Source organism: Ferruginibacter sp., assembly GCF_014377975.1.
Lineage (GTDB): Bacteria > Bacteroidota > Bacteroidia > Chitinophagales > Chitinophagaceae > Ferruginibacter.
The window spans coordinates 18,081-34,012 of the sequence record NZ_JACMOO010000357.1 but is presented as its reverse complement, the minus strand read 5'-3'; the positions used below and the strand labels follow the sequence as shown (position 1 = coordinate 34,012).

The following is a 15,932-nucleotide window of genomic DNA, read 5'->3' as shown; positions in this document are numbered from 1 at the left end:
TTGGTGGAACCTCTTTATTTTTTTTTGATAACCGGAGCATAGTTTGTAATAAGGGTAAAGGATTTATTTACGTAAAAAATTCTGTCTTTTATATAACCATGACAAATTTACTGGTGATTATGTTGCACCGGTTTGATACCCACTTCAAAATTTCGGCTTATTTTTGTACCATAGACAATGAAAATTACTTATAACCATACCAAATATAAAGAAGAAGTTGACGTAATTACAGAGTTAGACGAATACCATAGCCTGGTTGTGTGGAACGATGAGGTAAATAGTTTTGATTGGGTGATAGAAACCCTGGTGGAAATTTGTGGACATTCGGCGGAACAGGCCGAACAATGTGCCATTATTATTGATAGCAAAGGAAAATATGCGGTTAAAGATGGCAGTTTCGAGTTGCTTAAACCCATGTGCGATGCCATTACAGAGCGGGGCATTGGTGCAACTATCGAGGAAATGGCTAGGTAGCCTGTCCATAAACACCGGCGCTATATCCCGGGAAGTTATTTGTAATCTTCATACTTTATTTGGCTGCTGATTATCTCCATTAAGAAATCATTATGTTTTATTTTTTGGTCCCGGCTAAAAAGCCTTGGTGATCATCGTTGCATCGCCCTCTTTTACCGCATACCATTGGGCAACTTTTACAGAAGCGTACCTGGTAAAAATTTTTTATTTTATCTGCAGTCTCCTGATAGGTGCTGTACAAATTTTATCTTTACAAAATGGTTGTATTAAATGATAAGCTGGTATTTCCTCCTGTTGAAATGGCAACCCCCGAAGGCATCATTGCCATTGGCGGCGACCTTGGTACGGAGCGGTTATTACTAGCTTACCGCAGTGGTATTTTTCCCTGGTACAACCAGGATGAACCCATTGTATGGTGGAGCCCAGATCCACGTTTCGTGCTGTTTCCCGACAAACTAAGAGTTACTAAAAGTATGCAGTCTGTGCTCAACAATGGCAGTTTCCGTTTTACCATTAACCGGGCTTTTAGCAAAGTGTTGCAAAACTGTAAAACCATTACCCGCCAGGGTCAGGAAGGCACCTGGATAACCCCTGCTATTGAACAAGCATATACAAAGTTGCATGAACTTGGGTATGCGCACAGTGCCGAAGCATGGATGAATGGCGAACTGGCAGGCGGCCTGTATGGCATTCGGCTAGGCAACGTATTTTTTGGCGAAAGCATGTTCAGCAAAGTAAGCAACGCCAGCAAGTTTGCTTTTATTAATTATGTGCATCAGTTGCAAAAAGAAAAAGTAACACTGATAGATTGCCAGGTGTATACTGCACACCTTGAAAGCCTGGGTGCAAAGATGATAGAGCGCAACAGGTTTATGGTATTGCTTGCTGAAAATTTATAAGTTCACACCAGGTTACAGACCCATTCCGGGTTCCATCACATTTTTTGCCGGTTCCGTCACATATACAATAACGCATTTTAAGGGCAGCCTACTTTTGCTAAAAATATAAAACGATGAAAGTAAGATGGAGGCAACACGAATTGATATTTGTTACAATACTGGCTGTAATTGCGCTTGCCGGGTATTTATGGAATGTACACAATACACCGATAGATGCGTTTGCCAGTCCGTTTATTAATACGCATACCCCATTTAATTTATACCTGAATGTCTTGCTACCCGATATTGGTTTGGTGTTACTGGCTTACCTGACTTACCTGTTTATAAACCTGTTTATCATTCCCCGCTTATTGTTTCCAAAAAAAATGGAAGCCGGTACTGCCCAGGTTTCCATATCATTCAACAAAATGAAAATTTCGTTGAAGGGTATGGCTGGTAAAGTAGCAAAAAAAATGGTGTGGCTGATGTTGCAAATTCTTTTAATTGTTTTATTGCTTGGCACGGCTAACAATATTGCTACTTATTTTACACATCAATGGCAATTCAATTATCCCGGTTTTTCTATTTTTTTTAATAAATACATTCCCGACTCCCAACTGAATATTCGGGCTGGTTATGCAGTGGTATTGTTTTCGCTGGGTTTATACGCCTTGTATGTAGGTGTACGTGAAATTGTCATTAACCAGGTTGAAAGACCGGAAGGCAGAAGAGATTTCAGGATTTTGATCTGCAATGAACTTACACTATTTTTAGCCGAATTGATATTACTGCCTTGCTTTTTAAGATCATTCAAGCTTGATGAAGGACATGGATTTTTCATACCATATTTTTCCTTTGTAATTCCTTTGTTTCTGGTATTGATGAGCAACACTTACTGGTTATTTCCACTTAAGGGGACAAGATCATTTTTAAGTAAACCTATTCTTACACGCTTATTATTATCAACCCTTTTATATACCCTCCCTTTTATTTTTCTCTTATCCCTCTCACCATACGTTTTTATCGGACGTATTTTTCTTGTTTGCTGGTTAAGTCAGTTATTTATTTTAACACCCATTACATGGCTGGCCTTTCAGCAAAAAAAAGATAAAATACTTGCACTGATGGGTGCACAAAAAGAGTTGATAAAATCAAAAGCTGATTTTCAATTCCTGCGGTCGCAGATAAACCCACATTTTTTGTTCAATGTACTCAACACTTTATACGGCACTGCCTTGCAGGAAAATGCAGGCCGCACAGCGGAAGGCATTCAAAAACTGGGCGACATGATGCGTTTTATGCTGCATGAAAACAACCTTGATTTTATAGATATGCATCAAGAAGTTGATTACCTGAATAATTATATCGCCTTACAAAAACTGCGCACACAATATAGTCCTGAAATTACTATTGAAGACAATATCAGCGGGCAAAACTGTAAGCATAAAATAGCACCTATGCTGTTAATACCGCTTGTTGAAAATGCTTTTAAACATGGTATCAGCCTTAAAGAAAAATCATGGATAAAGATCAGCCTTCATTGCAATGAAATAGATATTTTGTTTGAAGTACGCAACAGTGTGCACCAGCGGCAGGAGAACGATCCTGAAAAAGATAAATCCGGTATTGGCTTTAAGAATGTATTAGAACGCCTAAAATTAATTTACCCTGGTAAATTCCAGATAGCTGTTAATGAGGATGGCAAGGAGTTTTTTATACAACTTTCCATTCAGCCATAACTCTTTTAATAATTTATTCCACAACCACCATAAACAAATTTATAATGAAATCAATCATATTATCTATCTCCATTTTAATAAGTATATCCATATATGCACAAACCAATAATACTATTGTAATAGGAAAAGGAGACAGTGTGTATTCAACCATTTTACAAGAAAACCGGAAGATATGGATACATATGCCGGATACAACTTCGCCGGATGGTATTTTTGCAAAACACCATTACCCGGTAGTATATCTTTTGGATGGGGATGAAAATAATTTTACTACCGTTGCCAGTATGATACAGGCCGCCGGAGGAGGTGGTGGTAACATTTCTTTTCCGCAAATGATAGTTGTAGGCATACCGAATACTGACCGCAGCCGTGATCTTACTCCTACACACGTAAACGCCGCTCCTATGCTGGATAGCATGTCTGCTGCACACTCAGGTGGTGGCGAAAATTTTATTTCATTTATACAAAAAGAACTGATTCCGCATATTGACTCTTTATATCCAACCGCTCCATATCGTTTATTGATCGGTCACTCATTTGGCGGGTTAACGGTTATGCATGTACTATTAAATCATACCAGCTTGTTTAATGCCTTCGTGGCCATTGACCCAAGTATGTTTTGGGATGATCAAAAATTATTAAAACAAGCAACAGCAGTGCTGGCGAAAAATAATTTCGAAAGCCGCTCACTGTTTCTCGCTGTGGCAAATACAATGGCCAAAGGAATGGATACTTTGCAGGTTCAGACAGATACTGACATGATGAGCCTCCATATCCGTTCTATTTTACAACTCGGGCATTGCCTTGCAGCCAATACAAAAAACGGGTTGGCCTTTAACTGGAAATATTATCCCGAATATGATCATGGCGCTGTGCCATTGGTTGCCGCATATGATGCCATTCGTTCCATCTTTGCTTTTTACAATTTTAATTTTCCTTACCGGGAATTTTTTGATACTGCTTTTAAAGCAGATACCATCCTGACTGCACATTATAAAATAGTGAGCAAACAAATGGGCTATAAGGTTTTTCCGCCTGAACAAATGGTGAATGTATTGGGCTACCAGCTAATGGGATCAAAACAATTTGGCAGAGCCCTGTACTTTTTTAAAATGAATACGGATAATTACCCTGAAAGCTTCAATGCCTATGATTCAATGGGCGATTTGTATGATGCCATGAGCGATAAAAAACAGACAATCGCAGCTTATTCAAAAGCATTGGCCCTGAGAGATTTTCCTGATACCCATAACAAACTGGAACAATTAAAAAAACGAAAATGATCCTGCTTAAAAAGAAGGATTTACTTTTGACCAAACAAACTCACCATGCTGAAAGCAATTGCCATAGACGACGAACCGATTGCACTGGAAGTTGTAAAAAGCCTTTCTGCAAAAATAGCTTTTATCAAATTGCTGAATTGTTTTACCAATGCGTTTAAAGCCATTGATTTTTTACAGCAGGTAAAAGTTGACCTTATCTTCCTTGATATTAAAATGCCGGATATTTCCGGCATTGATTTTTTAAAATCGCTTTCCAATCCACCAATAATAATATTTACCACGGCCTACAGTGAGCATGCGGTGCAGAGTTTTGAACTGGATGCCATTGACTATTTATTAAAACCTTTTTCGCTATCTCGGTTTTTAAAAGCATGCAATAAAGCAAATGAACAATTTTTGCTCAGAAACAAAACCATTGCGCAATCACAGGAACTAGCAGCCATTTTTATAAAGAGCGGTTACGAAATTATTAAAGTCGAACCGGAGACTATTTTGTATGCAGAAAGCGGCGGCAATTACGTGCAGTTTGTTTTGGAGAACCGTAAAATTGCCTCCCGCCTCACCATGAGTGAAACAGAAGCTTTATTACCTGCACCGGATTTTATAAGGGTTCACCGCTCTTATATTGTTTCTAAAAAACACATTCAAAAAATGAATAGAAAAAGTATCTGGATAAAACAAACTGAGCTACCTATTGGCGCAGCTTATCTTTCTGCCATTGAAAAAATAACTAAATAAATACCGTGCTTTATTTTTAAAAGGAACCAGAAAAGGGCCTGCCATTAATAATAGATCAGGATTTATTTAAGAGTAGTCTGTAGAAACAAAAAAACGCAGGCAAAAATTACCTGCGTTCTATCATTTATTTTTTTCAATTACGATCCGCAACTTACACAGCCGTCCTGCATGGTACAGGTTGGGCCGGTAAAATCAGTATCAATATCATCTACATTATTTTTATTTTCATCCGCAGTAATTTGCGGTATCACCGGTGCCATTTCTTCGCTGCCTTGTTTTTCGATGGTGAACTGTACAGCTTGTGTGGCGGCTTGTGAACGCAGGTAATACATGCCTGTTTTCAATCCTTTTTTCCAGCCATAAAAATGCATGGAAGTTAACTTGGAAGACGTTGGGCTATCCACAAATAAATTCAGCGACTGGCTCTGGCAAATAAACGCACCGCGGTCTGCAGCCATGTCAATTAAATTGCGTTGCTTTATTTCCCAAACTGTTTTGTACAGTTCTTTTAAGTCAGCCGGTATTTCTGTTATTTTCTGGATAGAACCATTGGCAGCAATGATCCTGTTCTTCATGTCATTGTTCCACAAACCCAGGCTCACTAAGTCTTTCAGCAAATGTTTGTTTACAATAATAAATTCACCACTCAATACCCTTCTGGAATAAATGTTGGACGTGTATGGTTCAAAACATTCGTTGTTACCCAATATCTGTGAAGTAGATGCAGTAGGCATTGGTGCAACCAGCAAACTATTTCTTGTGCCATGCTCTACCACTTCTTTTCTTAAGCTATCCCAGTCCCAGCGGTTGCTTGGCTGTACGTTCCACATATCAAACTGAAAAATACCTTTTGATAACGGAGAACCATGAAAGCTTTCGTACGCGCCTTCTTTAATGGCCAGGTCTTTACTCGCCGTCATGGCTGCAAAGTAGATGGTTTCAAAAATATTTATATTTAATATTTTAGCAAGCTCGCTTTCAAAAGGAAGGCGCAATAAAATGAATGCATCGGCCAAACCCTGCACACCTAATCCAATAGGACGGTGGCGCATGTTGCTGTTCTTTGCCTCTTCAACAGGATAATAATTATTGTCAATTATCTTATTTAAATTTAAGGTAGCCTGGTAAGTTACTTCGTACAACTTATCCATATCAAACTTTTCATTGATAACAAAACGGGGTAATGCTATTGAGGCCAGATTACATACTGCTACCTCATCCGGGCTGGTGTATTCAATAATTTCTGTGCAAAGGTTACTGCTTTTGATAGTGCCCAGGTTTTGCTGATTGCTTTTGCTGTTGGCAGCATCTTTATACAACATATAAGGCGTACCGGTTTCAATCTGCGAATCTAAAATAGCAAACCAAAGTTCCTGTGCCTTGATGGTTTTTCTTGCTCTGCCCTCTTCTTCATATTTGGTGTACAAGGTTTCAAATGCTTCCCCATAACAATCACTCAGGCCCGGTGCTTCGTTGGGACAAAACAAACTCCATTGTCCGTCAGCTTCTACTCTTTTCATAAAAAGGTCGCAGATCCACAAAGCGTAAAATAAATCTCTTGCACGCATTTCTTCTTTACCATGATTTTTTCTCAGGTCTAAAAAAGCAAATATATCTGCATGCCATGGTTCTAAATAAACAGCAAATGCGCCTTTGCGTTTGCCTCCGCCCTGGTCAACATAACGGGCTGTATCATTAAAAACTCTTAGCATGGGAACAATACCGTTGCTGGTACCGTTTGTTCCGCCAATATAACTTCCAGTTGCACGGATATCGTGTATTGCTAAACCAATACCACCAGCACTTTGGGAGATTTTGGCGGTTTGTTTCAACGTATCATAAATACCATCAATGCTGTCTTCCTTCATGGTAAGCAAAAAGCAACTGCTCATTTGCGCCTTGGGTGTACCAGCGTTAAATAATGTAGGCGTAGCATGTGTAAACCAGCGCTCGCTTAACAGGTTATATGTTTTAATTACACTGTCAATATCAGCCTTGTGAATACCGACTGCAACCCGCATAAACATGTGTTGCGGACGTTCAACAATCTTACCATCTATCTTTAAAAGGTATGCTTTTTCCAATGTTTTAAAACCGAAATAATCAAATCCAAAATCACGGTCGTATATAATTGTGCTATCCAATACTTCTGCATTTTCTTCAATCACCTGCCAAACATCATCGGCCAGCAAAGGTGATTTTTTTCCATTCGATTTATCAACATACAGGTACATTTTCCTCATCGTTTCCGAAAAAGATTTGATGGTATTTTTATGCAGATTGCTCACGGCAATCCTGGAAGCTAAAATAGCATAGTCTGGATGTTTGGTGGCTAATGAAGCCGCCGTTTCGGCAGCAAGATTATCCAGTTCGGTGGTGGGCACGCCATCGTAAATACCTTCAATTACTTTTTTTGCTACATCAATTGCGTTCACCAACGGACTTAAACTGTAAGATAACTTTTCAATACGGGCCGTTACCTTATCAAACTTAATAGTTTCTTTTTTACCATTTCTTTTAATTACGTGCATAGCTTTCTAAACTTTATATATAGAGGAGATAATTGTTTCCTGCTTTAAATGTAACAGACAGAAAAGCTAACAATTAAATTGAAAATTGCTGCTTAAATTGTTTCCACAGATGTTAATTACTTTTTTAAAAGTCTTCTTCGAGGGAAAACGCCTGCGATTCTTTAGTGCCCATTACACCTGATTTCTGGTAGTCGCCCACTCTTTTTTCAAAGAAGTTGGTTTTACCCTGCAGGGAAATCATTTCCATAAAATCAAACGGGTTGGTGGCGTTGAACATTTTAGGATAGCCCAGCTCCGCCAGCCATCGGTCGGCAACAAACTCAATGTATTGCTGCATCAGTTTAGCATTCATCCCAATCAATGCAACAGGCAAGGCTTCTGTTACAAATTCTTTTTCAATGGTAACGGCATCAGCTATAATTGTAAATACTTCATCCTTTGTTAATTTCTTTTCAAGCATGCTGTACAATAAACAGGCAAACTCGCAATGCAGGCCTTCATCACGGCTTATTAATTCATTGCTAAAAGTTAAACCAGGCATCAGCCCTCTTTTCTTCATCCAAAAAATGGAACAAAAGCTACCGCTAAAGAAGATACCTTCAACCGCTGCAAATGCCACAAGGCGTTCTGCAAAATTTCCTTTATCGATCCAGCGCAAAGCCCATTCAGCTTTTTTCTTAACGGCTGGAACGGTATCAATGGCATGAAACAGCCGTTGCTTTTCTTTGGGATCTTTTATATAATTATCAATTAATAACGCATAGGTTTCTGAGTGAATATTTTCCATCATAATCTGGAAACCATAAAAGCACCTTGCCTCGGGCAACTGCACTTCGCTCATAAAATTAACGGCCAGGTTTTCGTTTACAATACCATCGCTGGCCGCAAAAAAAGCAAGGATGTGAGAAATAAAATGACGCTCCCCGTCGTTAAGGTTATCCCAGTCTTTCTGATCGCTGCTTAAATCAATTTCCTCCGCCGTCCAAAAACTGGCTTCATGCTTTTTATACATTTCCCACACTTTGGGATATTTAATTGGGAGGATAACAAAACGGTCTTTGTTTTCTCTTAAAAGTAATTCTGAACTGTTGTTGCTTTCTGACATGATGATGTTGTTAATTGTTTATGTAAACGCAATTTGAAAAACGGATATCTAGAGTAAACCAACAGTTGATTGGATTTACTAAAATGCCGTGATCCTTATTGCGATGATGTTGCGCTTTTTTGCTCAGGTGTTTGGCCAATCAATAACCGGGCGTAAATAATAAATTTTCCTTTGAAAAAAATTTAATTACTATTACTACTCTTAGTGGCTAACAGCACTAATTTCATATTTTTAGTAATAATATTTTTGACGATCTTCCGGTTAACGGCACCTGCCTGAACAATTGCAATAGTACTACCCCTTTTTTATTGCATTTATAAAAGTTAGTAACACAATTTGTTAATATCGTTTGAAACCTTTGTGCAGTATGTATTGTGTTACATATTGCTTTTTTTTCAACATTTTTTTCAAGATTGGGTATAAAAAAATATTAAAAATTCAAACAATTTTTTATTCTGTAAAAACCATCATTTTTATCCCCGGGAAAGCTGATTTTTTTTCCATTTTTAAAATAAAGCCGGGAGATAAAACTACTTTCCAAATTTTTGCTTAAGCGCTGCCAATGCATCCTGCAATGGTAATTCAGCCACCGGCTTTTTTACCGTTGTAAAACCTGGCGCAGCCTCACGGCCGCCTGAATTGTGTTTTGCATATTGTTTTCTGGCTGGCCCTTCTTCTGTTTGTTTAATAGACAGGGCAATTCTTTTTCTTACCGTATCAACTTCCAGCACTTTTACTTTTACGTGTTGATTCAGTTTCAATACTGCACTGGGATCGGTAATATACGTATGCGAAATTTCGGATACATGCACCAACCCATCCTGTTTTACACCGATATCTATGAATGCACCAAAGCGGGTAATATTGGTTACTACACCCGGTACTTCCATCCCTACTTTTACATCATCAATGCCATAAATATTGGCAAATTCAAAAGCTGCTGCTTCACTGCGTGGATCAAGGCCGGGCTTCTTTAATTCATTCAGGATATCCTTTATTGTAAGCTCCCCTATTTGTTCGGTAGCATATTTTTTTGCATCTACTTTTATTAACAATTCTTCTTTTCCGATCAGTGCTTTTACTTCTACGCCAAGATCCTTTGCCATGGCCTCTACTAACAAATATGCCTCCGGATGTACGGCACTTTGATCCAGCAACTCTTCCCCTTCTTTAATACGCAAAAACCCGGCACATTGTTCAAATGCTTTACCCCCCAGGCGGGGCACTTTTAACAATTGTTTACGGCTGGTAAACTTTCCAATCTCGTTGCGGTATTTGATGATATTATCCGAAAGTGTACTACCAATGCCACTTACATAACTCAGCAAATGTTTACTGGCGGTATTTAAATTTACACCCACATTGTTTACACAGCTAATAACGGTAGCATCCAACCGTTCTTTTAAACGAAACTGGTTTACATCATGCTGGTACTGGCCCACACCAATACTTTTTGGATCAAGCTTTACAAGTTCTGCCAAGGGGTCCATCAACCTTCTGCCAATACTTACTGCGCCACGTACCGTAATATCCTGGTCTGGAAATTCCTCTCTCGCTATTTCGGAAGCTGAATAAATAGATGCTCCATCTTCATTTACTAAAAATACCGGTAAACCAAGCTGAAGGCTTTTTATAAAATTATCGGTTTCCCTTCCAGCCGTTCCATCGCCAATGGCAAAAACTTCAATACCGTATTGCTGTACCAGGTTTTTAATTTTAATGGCTTCTGCCGCCACCTTATTTGTTTCGTGCGGAAAGATAAGATCGGTTTTTTGCAGCTCGCCTTTTTCATCCAGGCAAACTACTTTACAACCTGTTCTGTACCCAGGATCAATGGCCAAAATTCTTTTGCTTCCAATAGGAGAACTCAGCAATAACTGGCGTAGATTTTCTGCAAAAACATTGATGGCTTCTTCATCCGCCTTGGTTTTTAAAGCAGTTCTGAATTCAGTCTCCAGGCTCGGTTGCAACAACCTTCTGTAAGCATCTTTCACTGCCTTACGCAACTGATCGCTGCAAGTGCTCATTCCTTTTATATACATTGCCTCAATCATTTCCAAAGCAGCTTCTTCTGCCGGCGAAATGGCTATGCGTAAAAACCCTTCCAGAAAACCACGAAGCACTGCCAGTATCCGATGCGAGGGTGCTTTGGAAATAAATTCGGAAAACTCAAAATAATCCTTGTATTTGATACCCGCTGTTTCTTTATCGGCTACCACTTTACTTTGCAGCGTGGCCTCGTTTTCAAACAGCTTACGCAGCTTTGCCCTAACGGGTGCATTTTCATTTATCTGCTCGGCAATAATATCCCTGGCACCTTGCAAAGCCGCATCTGCATCCAAAACTTTTTCGTTAATAAAACCGGTGGCCGTAGCAACGATGTCGATATCTTTTTGTTCCAGTAAAAAATTAGCCAGCGGTTCCAAACCATTCTCCCGGGCGGTTTGGGCTTTTGTTTTTCTTTTTGGTTTATAAGGCAGATAAATATCTTCCAGTTCTGCAAGGGTGGTTGCCTTATTTATTTTTGCCTGCAATACTTCCGTCATTTTCTTCTGGTCGGTAATGGTTTTTTCGATGAAGGTTTTACGTTCATGAAACTCTTTTAAAAATTTCTCCTCATCCTGTATTTGCTGTATCTGAACCTCATCCAGCGCACCGGTTTTATCTTTGCGGTAACGGGCAATAAAGGGGATGGTAGCGCCTTCTGCAAATAAACTTAGTACAGCTTCTACCTGCTGTAATTTTATATTTAATTTTTGGGCAATTGGTTGTACGAAGTCTGACATGTTGTTACTAATTTTAAAATTCAGGGCTGCGAAAATAGTGTTGTGAAGGGAAAGAAAAAATAGGAAATTTAATTTTGAAAGCTTAGGTTAGCCGGAGCCAGGCTAATACGCTTTTCCGGATTTTTTTCTACAAAAGAATAAATACTGTTGCGGATGGTATCATTATCAGCATAAGGATTTAAGTGTATTTTTAAGTCGTCGGCAGATGTGAAATTAGTGCCTGAAGGCAGATAACCCATGCCCCAAAAACTGCCTCTTTCAATTAACAAACATAATTTTTCTGCTTCCCGGATACCTTTATCCATTACTGCAAATGTGGGTAAGTTTTTTTCGAGCGCCTCTATCGCCTGCTTTATTTTGGTATTGTATAAATCAGGTGGATCTAACAACTGCAGTTCCGTTTCAGTAAAAGGCGTTTTATCAATAAAACAAAGTTTTTCATTCAGCGCAAATTCTTCCGCCATTTTTTTTATCATCACCAGGCCCTCATGTAATAAATTAAAACAATACAATGCGGGGATATTTTTTTTCTTCTTGTCAATCGCCAGTCGCAGGTAGCCACGATTGTCTTCAAACTGGTACAGGGCAAACTTTTGTACCGGTTGTTTTTGACTGTAATTATATTTCGGCCACAACCTTTTAATTTCTGCACTTTCCAAAACAATTGCCTCCAGTTCTGTTGCACATTCCTTAAAGCTTATTCTGCAGATGATGCGTAAAAAATTTTGCCGCTTTCTATCCGGATCGTTGTGGGTAAAATGACTGCTGACCCTTTTTTTTATGTTGATGGCTTTGCCCACATACACAATCTTATCTTTTGTATCATGAAAATAATATACACCCGGTGCCACAGGCAGGCAGGCTATATCTGCCTTGGTTAAATGTAATGGCAGCCATTGTTCAGCCGATGATTTTTTAAGCATTTGTTCAATGTGTTCGTTTCCACCATTGGCTATACAATGCTCCAGTAATTTTACAGTGGCTTTGGCATCACCGCCCGCACGGTGCCGGTTATCAATGGGCAGAGACAGCGAACGGCAAAGGTTACCAAGACTATAAGATGCTAAGCCGGGAAATATTTTTCTGCTCAACCTTACGGTACATAACTTTTTTTCTGCCAGTTCGTACCCGGCAACTTTCAGGTGATATTTTACAAAAGAATAATCGAAGTTTACATTGTGCGCCACAAAAATGGTGTCATTTAATAATTCATAAATTGTGGCGGCCACGTCTTCAAAAAGGGGCGCACCGGCAACCATATAATTGTCAATGCCTGTAAGGGATGTGATATAAGCTGGTATTTTTTGTAAGGGGTTGATCAGCGTTTCAAAATGTTTTACCACTCTTTCACCATCATGAATAAACAGGGCGATTTCAGTAATGCCATTTGCAGAAGCATGGCCGCCGGTGGTTTCTATATCAACTATTGCATACATTAGATTTCAAATGTACAAATACTAAAGGAATTAGTAATATTTTATTTTTTTGATTACACGGATTAAGGCAGATTACACTAATTGTTTTGTTGCATGAATTTTAAGCCCCGAATTACACCAATAAAATTTTGTTTATAATAGGACAGTTAAGCCGTCAATGCGTTCGAAATGTTTTTTATTCAATGTAGCAATGGGTAGGTTTTGGTTCATTGCCGTTGCTGCTATAAAAAGGTCGGCCAGGTCGATTTGCTTTCTTTTTCGTTTGAGCGCTGTATTTATAAATATGGCCGCGTCAACGCATTTTTCATCAAAAGTTATAATTGAAATTATTGACAATATACTGTTCCAAAATTCCATCTGGTTCGGCGTAGCGCCTGAATACAGTTCGTATTTTGTAATGGTAGAAATGACAAATTCATATTCCTGATCAATTAGGGTTACCCAAACAGCATTGGCTTTATTTGCCTTTCGGTAGTAATCAATGAGTATCGATGTATCAACCAGGATTATTTTGTTCGCCATTGATTGATAGCTTCTCTATTATTATCAATGGTTGCTAACTGTTTTTTAGTTGCCACCGGTCCTTTTAAAAGAAGCGATTTTAAATCAGTCTGCCCATGCCCTTTGGTAATTTTCTTTTCAATTTCAGCCTTAAGCTTCCGTAGTTTTCCTGTTGATAAAGTATTTACGATTTTTACTAATTGATCAAACGCTATGTCTACTTCTACCTGCATAGTTCAAATGTAAGAAATTTTAGCCACCAACTACACTTTGATAAAAGTAGCCTCAATAATTCGGTGCAGGAGTGCAATTCAGCGCAACGGACAGGCTACTGAAAAAGAAGTTAAAAGCATTGATTATCCGTCCAAACAAAACGTCAAACAAAAAAAACGCCATCGCCATTGATAGCTTATTTTTACAAAGCAATTAAAATAATCAATTATGGATTTTCAACTTTCTGAAGAGCATCTGATGATTCAAAAAGCGGCGAGAGATTTTGCCATCAATGAATGCCTGCCGGGCGTGATTGAAAGAGATGAATTACAACGCTTTCCCAAAGAACAAATTGAAAAATTAGCCGACCTTGGTTTTATGGGCATGATGGTAAAACCGGAATATGGCGGCAGTGGTATGGATACCATCAGCTACGTATTGGCCATGGAAGAGATCAGTAAAGTGGATGCCAGCGTAAGCGTTTGCATGAGTGTTAACAACAGTCTGGTTTGTTATGGTCTGCAGGAATATGCCAATGAAGCGCAGCGGCAGCAATATTTAATTCCACTGGCACAGGGTAAAAAAGATGATCAGTTATACATCGGCGCTTTTTTATTGAGCGAGCCGGAAGCTGGCAGCGACGCTACTTCACAGCAAACCACTGCAGAAGACAAAGGCGATTATTATTTATTAAATGGTGTAAAAAACTGGATCACCAATGGCAATAGTGCGAGCGTTTACCTGGTGATTGCACAAACAGATGTAAGCAAGGGCAGCCGAGGCATCAATGCTTTTATTGTAGAAAAAAACTGGCCGGGTGTAGTGGTTGGTGCTAAAGAAAATAAACTCGGTATCCGCGGAAGCGATACGCACACGGTTTTATTCAACGATGTAAAAGTACCCAAAGAAAACCGCATTGGCGAAGATGGCTTTGGTTTTAAATTTGCCATGAAAACACTGGCCGGAGGCCGCATTGGCATTGCCTCGCAGGCGTTGGGCATAGCCAGTGGTGCGTATGAAAGAGCGCTTGCATACAGTAAAATACGCAAGGCTTTTGGTAAAGAAATTATGCAGCACCAGGCTATACAATTTAAGCTGGCAGATATGGCTACTAAAATTGAATGTGCCCGCCTGCTTTGCCTGAAGGCCGCCTGGGAAAAAGATGAACACCTCGACTATACTTTAAGTAGCAGCATGGCGAAAGTTTTTGCCAGTGAAACTGCGATGTGGACAGCCACCGAAGCAGTTCAGATTCACGGCGGCTATGGTTTTGTGAAAGAATATCATGTGGAACGTATGATGCGGGATGCAAAAATTACACAGATATATGAGGGCACCAGTGAAGTGCAAAGGATTGTAATTAGTCGTAGTATTTTGAAGTGAGTATGCGTTTATGACCCCTGGTTGATGGCAGAACTTTATTGCACAGCTCATTTAATTTATAGAATACCCCGGAAGAAAACCAAACTACGATGAGCATCATACAAATCAATAATCTTAAGAAAAAATACAGCAATAACTATGTGCTGCAGGATATTAACTTAACGATAGATGCTGGTCAGATAGTTGGTTATATCGGGCCAAACGGTGCTGGAAAAAGTACTACCATAAAAATTATCTGCGGCATCATCGACGAGTTTGAAGGTGAGGTAAATGTGCTGGGTTTAGATGTACGGAGACATGCCATCGAAATCAAGCAACGGATTGGCTACATACCAGAACAGGCTTCGCTATACGATGTACTGAACCCGACAGAATATTTGCGTTTTGTGGGAAAATTATATGGGTTGGATGATGAGGTAATTAAAGTGAAATCATGGGAGTTATTGCGGTTATTCGATCTGGCAGACAAGTCTGAAACAAGAATGAATACGTACAGCAAAGGGATGAAACAAAAAGTATTACTCATCAGCGGGCTGATGCATAATCCTGAAATTATTTTTTTAGACGAACCGTTAAGCGGACTTGATGCCAATGCGGTGATACTTGTAAAAGAGATCCTATCGCAATTAAAACAAAGCGGCAAGACTATCTTTTATTCTTCGCACATAATGGATGTAGTAGAAAAAATAAGCGATCGCATTGTCATAATAGACAAAGGCGAAGTGTTGGCAGATGGCAGTTTTGAAACCCTTCAGCAGCAGGCACACCAGGGCTCTTTGGAAAATATCTTTACCTCGCTTACCGGAGGCAGCCAGCAAAATAACAGCACGGCAAAGGAATTTATCGACATCTTAAAATTTTAAAA

Annotated in this window: 13 protein-coding genes; 7 read left to right on the top strand and 6 right to left on the bottom strand. The window is 39.2% G+C overall.

Translation table 11 applies throughout. The features are described from left to right. Positions 1 to 177: 177 nt before the first annotated feature. From H7254_RS17510 to H7254_RS17490, 5 genes are all read left to right on the top strand, one after another. Positions 178 to 474 (top strand): ATP-dependent Clp protease adaptor ClpS, encoded by a 297-nt coding sequence (locus tag H7254_RS17510; protein ID WP_301934200.1) that lies wholly within the window; start codon positions 178 to 180, stop codon positions 472 to 474. A 257-nt stretch (positions 475 to 731) separates the two neighbouring features. Beyond that, positions 732 to 1,373: a leucyl/phenylalanyl-tRNA--protein transferase gene (gene aat, locus H7254_RS17505; RefSeq protein ID WP_301934199.1), complete on the top strand. Its 642-nt coding sequence runs from the start codon at positions 732 to 734 to the stop codon at positions 1,371 to 1,373. A 113-nt stretch (positions 1,374 to 1,486) separates the two neighbouring features. Then, positions 1,487 to 3,091, top strand: a complete 1,605-nt coding sequence (locus H7254_RS17500; RefSeq protein ID WP_301934198.1) for a sensor histidine kinase — start codon at positions 1,487 to 1,489, stop codon at positions 3,089 to 3,091. A gap of 44 nt (positions 3,092 to 3,135) precedes the next feature. Next, positions 3,136 to 4,374: an alpha/beta hydrolase-fold protein gene (locus H7254_RS17495; RefSeq protein WP_301934197.1), complete on the top strand. Its 1,239-nt coding sequence runs from the start codon at positions 3,136 to 3,138 to the stop codon at positions 4,372 to 4,374. Between the two features lie 45 nt (positions 4,375 to 4,419). Next, the gene (locus tag H7254_RS17490) at positions 4,420 to 5,112 is read left to right on the top strand and encodes a LytTR family DNA-binding domain-containing protein (protein ID WP_301934196.1); all 693 of its coding nucleotides are present in this window, start codon (positions 4,420 to 4,422) and stop codon (positions 5,110 to 5,112) included. A gap of 137 nt (positions 5,113 to 5,249) precedes the next feature. Here H7254_RS17490 and H7254_RS17485 read toward each other — a convergent pair whose 3' ends face one another. The 6 genes from H7254_RS17485 to H7254_RS17460 all read right to left on the bottom strand — a co-directional run bounded on the left by H7254_RS17485 (position 5,250) and on the right by H7254_RS17460 (position 13,704). Further along, entirely contained in the window at positions 5,250 to 7,643 is a 2,394-nt protein-coding gene (locus H7254_RS17485) for a ribonucleoside-diphosphate reductase subunit alpha (protein WP_301934195.1), read from the bottom strand. A gap of 124 nt (positions 7,644 to 7,767) precedes the next feature. Next, complete coding sequence (locus tag H7254_RS17480) at positions 7,768 to 8,748, bottom strand: ribonucleoside-diphosphate reductase small subunit (protein WP_301934194.1); 981 nt, start codon at positions 8,746 to 8,748, stop codon at positions 7,768 to 7,770. Between the two features lie 530 nt (positions 8,749 to 9,278). Then, on the bottom strand, positions 9,279 to 11,534 hold the full coding sequence (locus H7254_RS17475; protein ID WP_301934193.1) for a Tex family protein: 2,256 nt from the start codon (positions 11,532 to 11,534) through the stop codon (positions 9,279 to 9,281). A gap of 68 nt (positions 11,535 to 11,602) precedes the next feature. Further along, on the bottom strand, positions 11,603 to 12,970 hold the full coding sequence (locus H7254_RS17470) for an exonuclease domain-containing protein (protein ID WP_301934192.1): 1,368 nt from the start codon (positions 12,968 to 12,970) through the stop codon (positions 11,603 to 11,605). Positions 12,971 to 13,102: 132 nt separating this feature from the next. Beyond that, on the bottom strand, positions 13,103 to 13,492 hold the full coding sequence (locus H7254_RS17465; RefSeq protein WP_301934191.1) for a type II toxin-antitoxin system VapC family toxin: 390 nt from the start codon (positions 13,490 to 13,492) through the stop codon (positions 13,103 to 13,105). Further along, positions 13,477 to 13,704, bottom strand: coding sequence for a hypothetical protein (locus tag H7254_RS17460; protein ID WP_301934190.1), 228 nt, complete (start codon positions 13,702 to 13,704; stop codon positions 13,477 to 13,479). Before H7254_RS17460 ends, H7254_RS17465 begins: the two co-directional genes overlap by 16 nt. Positions 13,705 to 13,912: 208 nt before the next feature. On the opposite strand from H7254_RS17460, the gene H7254_RS17455 reads away from it, so the two are divergent. Continuing rightward, complete coding sequence (locus H7254_RS17455; protein WP_301922759.1) at positions 13,913 to 15,067, top strand: acyl-CoA dehydrogenase family protein; 1,155 nt, start codon at positions 13,913 to 13,915, stop codon at positions 15,065 to 15,067. A gap of 89 nt (positions 15,068 to 15,156) precedes the next feature. After that, entirely contained in the window at positions 15,157 to 15,930 is a 774-nt protein-coding gene (locus tag H7254_RS17450; protein ID WP_301934189.1) for an ABC transporter ATP-binding protein, read from the top strand. Positions 15,931 to 15,932 lie beyond the last annotated feature (2 nt).

Coding starts and splice junctions, on each gene's coding strand:
- H7254_RS17480 (WP_301934194.1), bottom strand. CDS start 8,748: ATGTCAGAAAGCAACAACAGTTCAGAATTACTTTTAAGAGAAAACAAA.
- H7254_RS17500 (WP_301934198.1), top strand. CDS start 1,487: ATGAAAGTAAGATGGAGGCAACACGAATTGATATTTGTTACAATACTG.
- H7254_RS17470 (WP_301934192.1), bottom strand. CDS start 12,970: ATGTATGCAATAGTTGATATAGAAACCACCGGCGGCCATGCTTCTGCA.
- H7254_RS17455 (WP_301922759.1), top strand. CDS start 13,913: ATGGATTTTCAACTTTCTGAAGAGCATCTGATGATTCAAAAAGCGGCG.
- H7254_RS17510 (WP_301934200.1), top strand. CDS start 178: ATGAAAATTACTTATAACCATACCAAATATAAAGAAGAAGTTGACGTA.
- H7254_RS17465 (WP_301934191.1), bottom strand. CDS start 13,492: ATGGCGAACAAAATAATCCTGGTTGATACATCGATACTCATTGATTAC.
- aat (WP_301934199.1), top strand. CDS start 732: ATGGTTGTATTAAATGATAAGCTGGTATTTCCTCCTGTTGAAATGGCA.
- H7254_RS17450 (WP_301934189.1), top strand. CDS start 15,157: ATGAGCATCATACAAATCAATAATCTTAAGAAAAAATACAGCAATAAC.
- H7254_RS17495 (WP_301934197.1), top strand. CDS start 3,136: ATGAAATCAATCATATTATCTATCTCCATTTTAATAAGTATATCCATA.
- H7254_RS17475 (WP_301934193.1), bottom strand. CDS start 11,534: ATGTCAGACTTCGTACAACCAATTGCCCAAAAATTAAATATAAAATTA.
- H7254_RS17460 (WP_301934190.1), bottom strand. CDS start 13,704: ATGCAGGTAGAAGTAGACATAGCGTTTGATCAATTAGTAAAAATCGTA.
- H7254_RS17490 (WP_301934196.1), top strand. CDS start 4,420: ATGCTGAAAGCAATTGCCATAGACGACGAACCGATTGCACTGGAAGTT.
- H7254_RS17485 (WP_301934195.1), bottom strand. CDS start 7,643: ATGCACGTAATTAAAAGAAATGGTAAAAAAGAAACTATTAAGTTTGAT.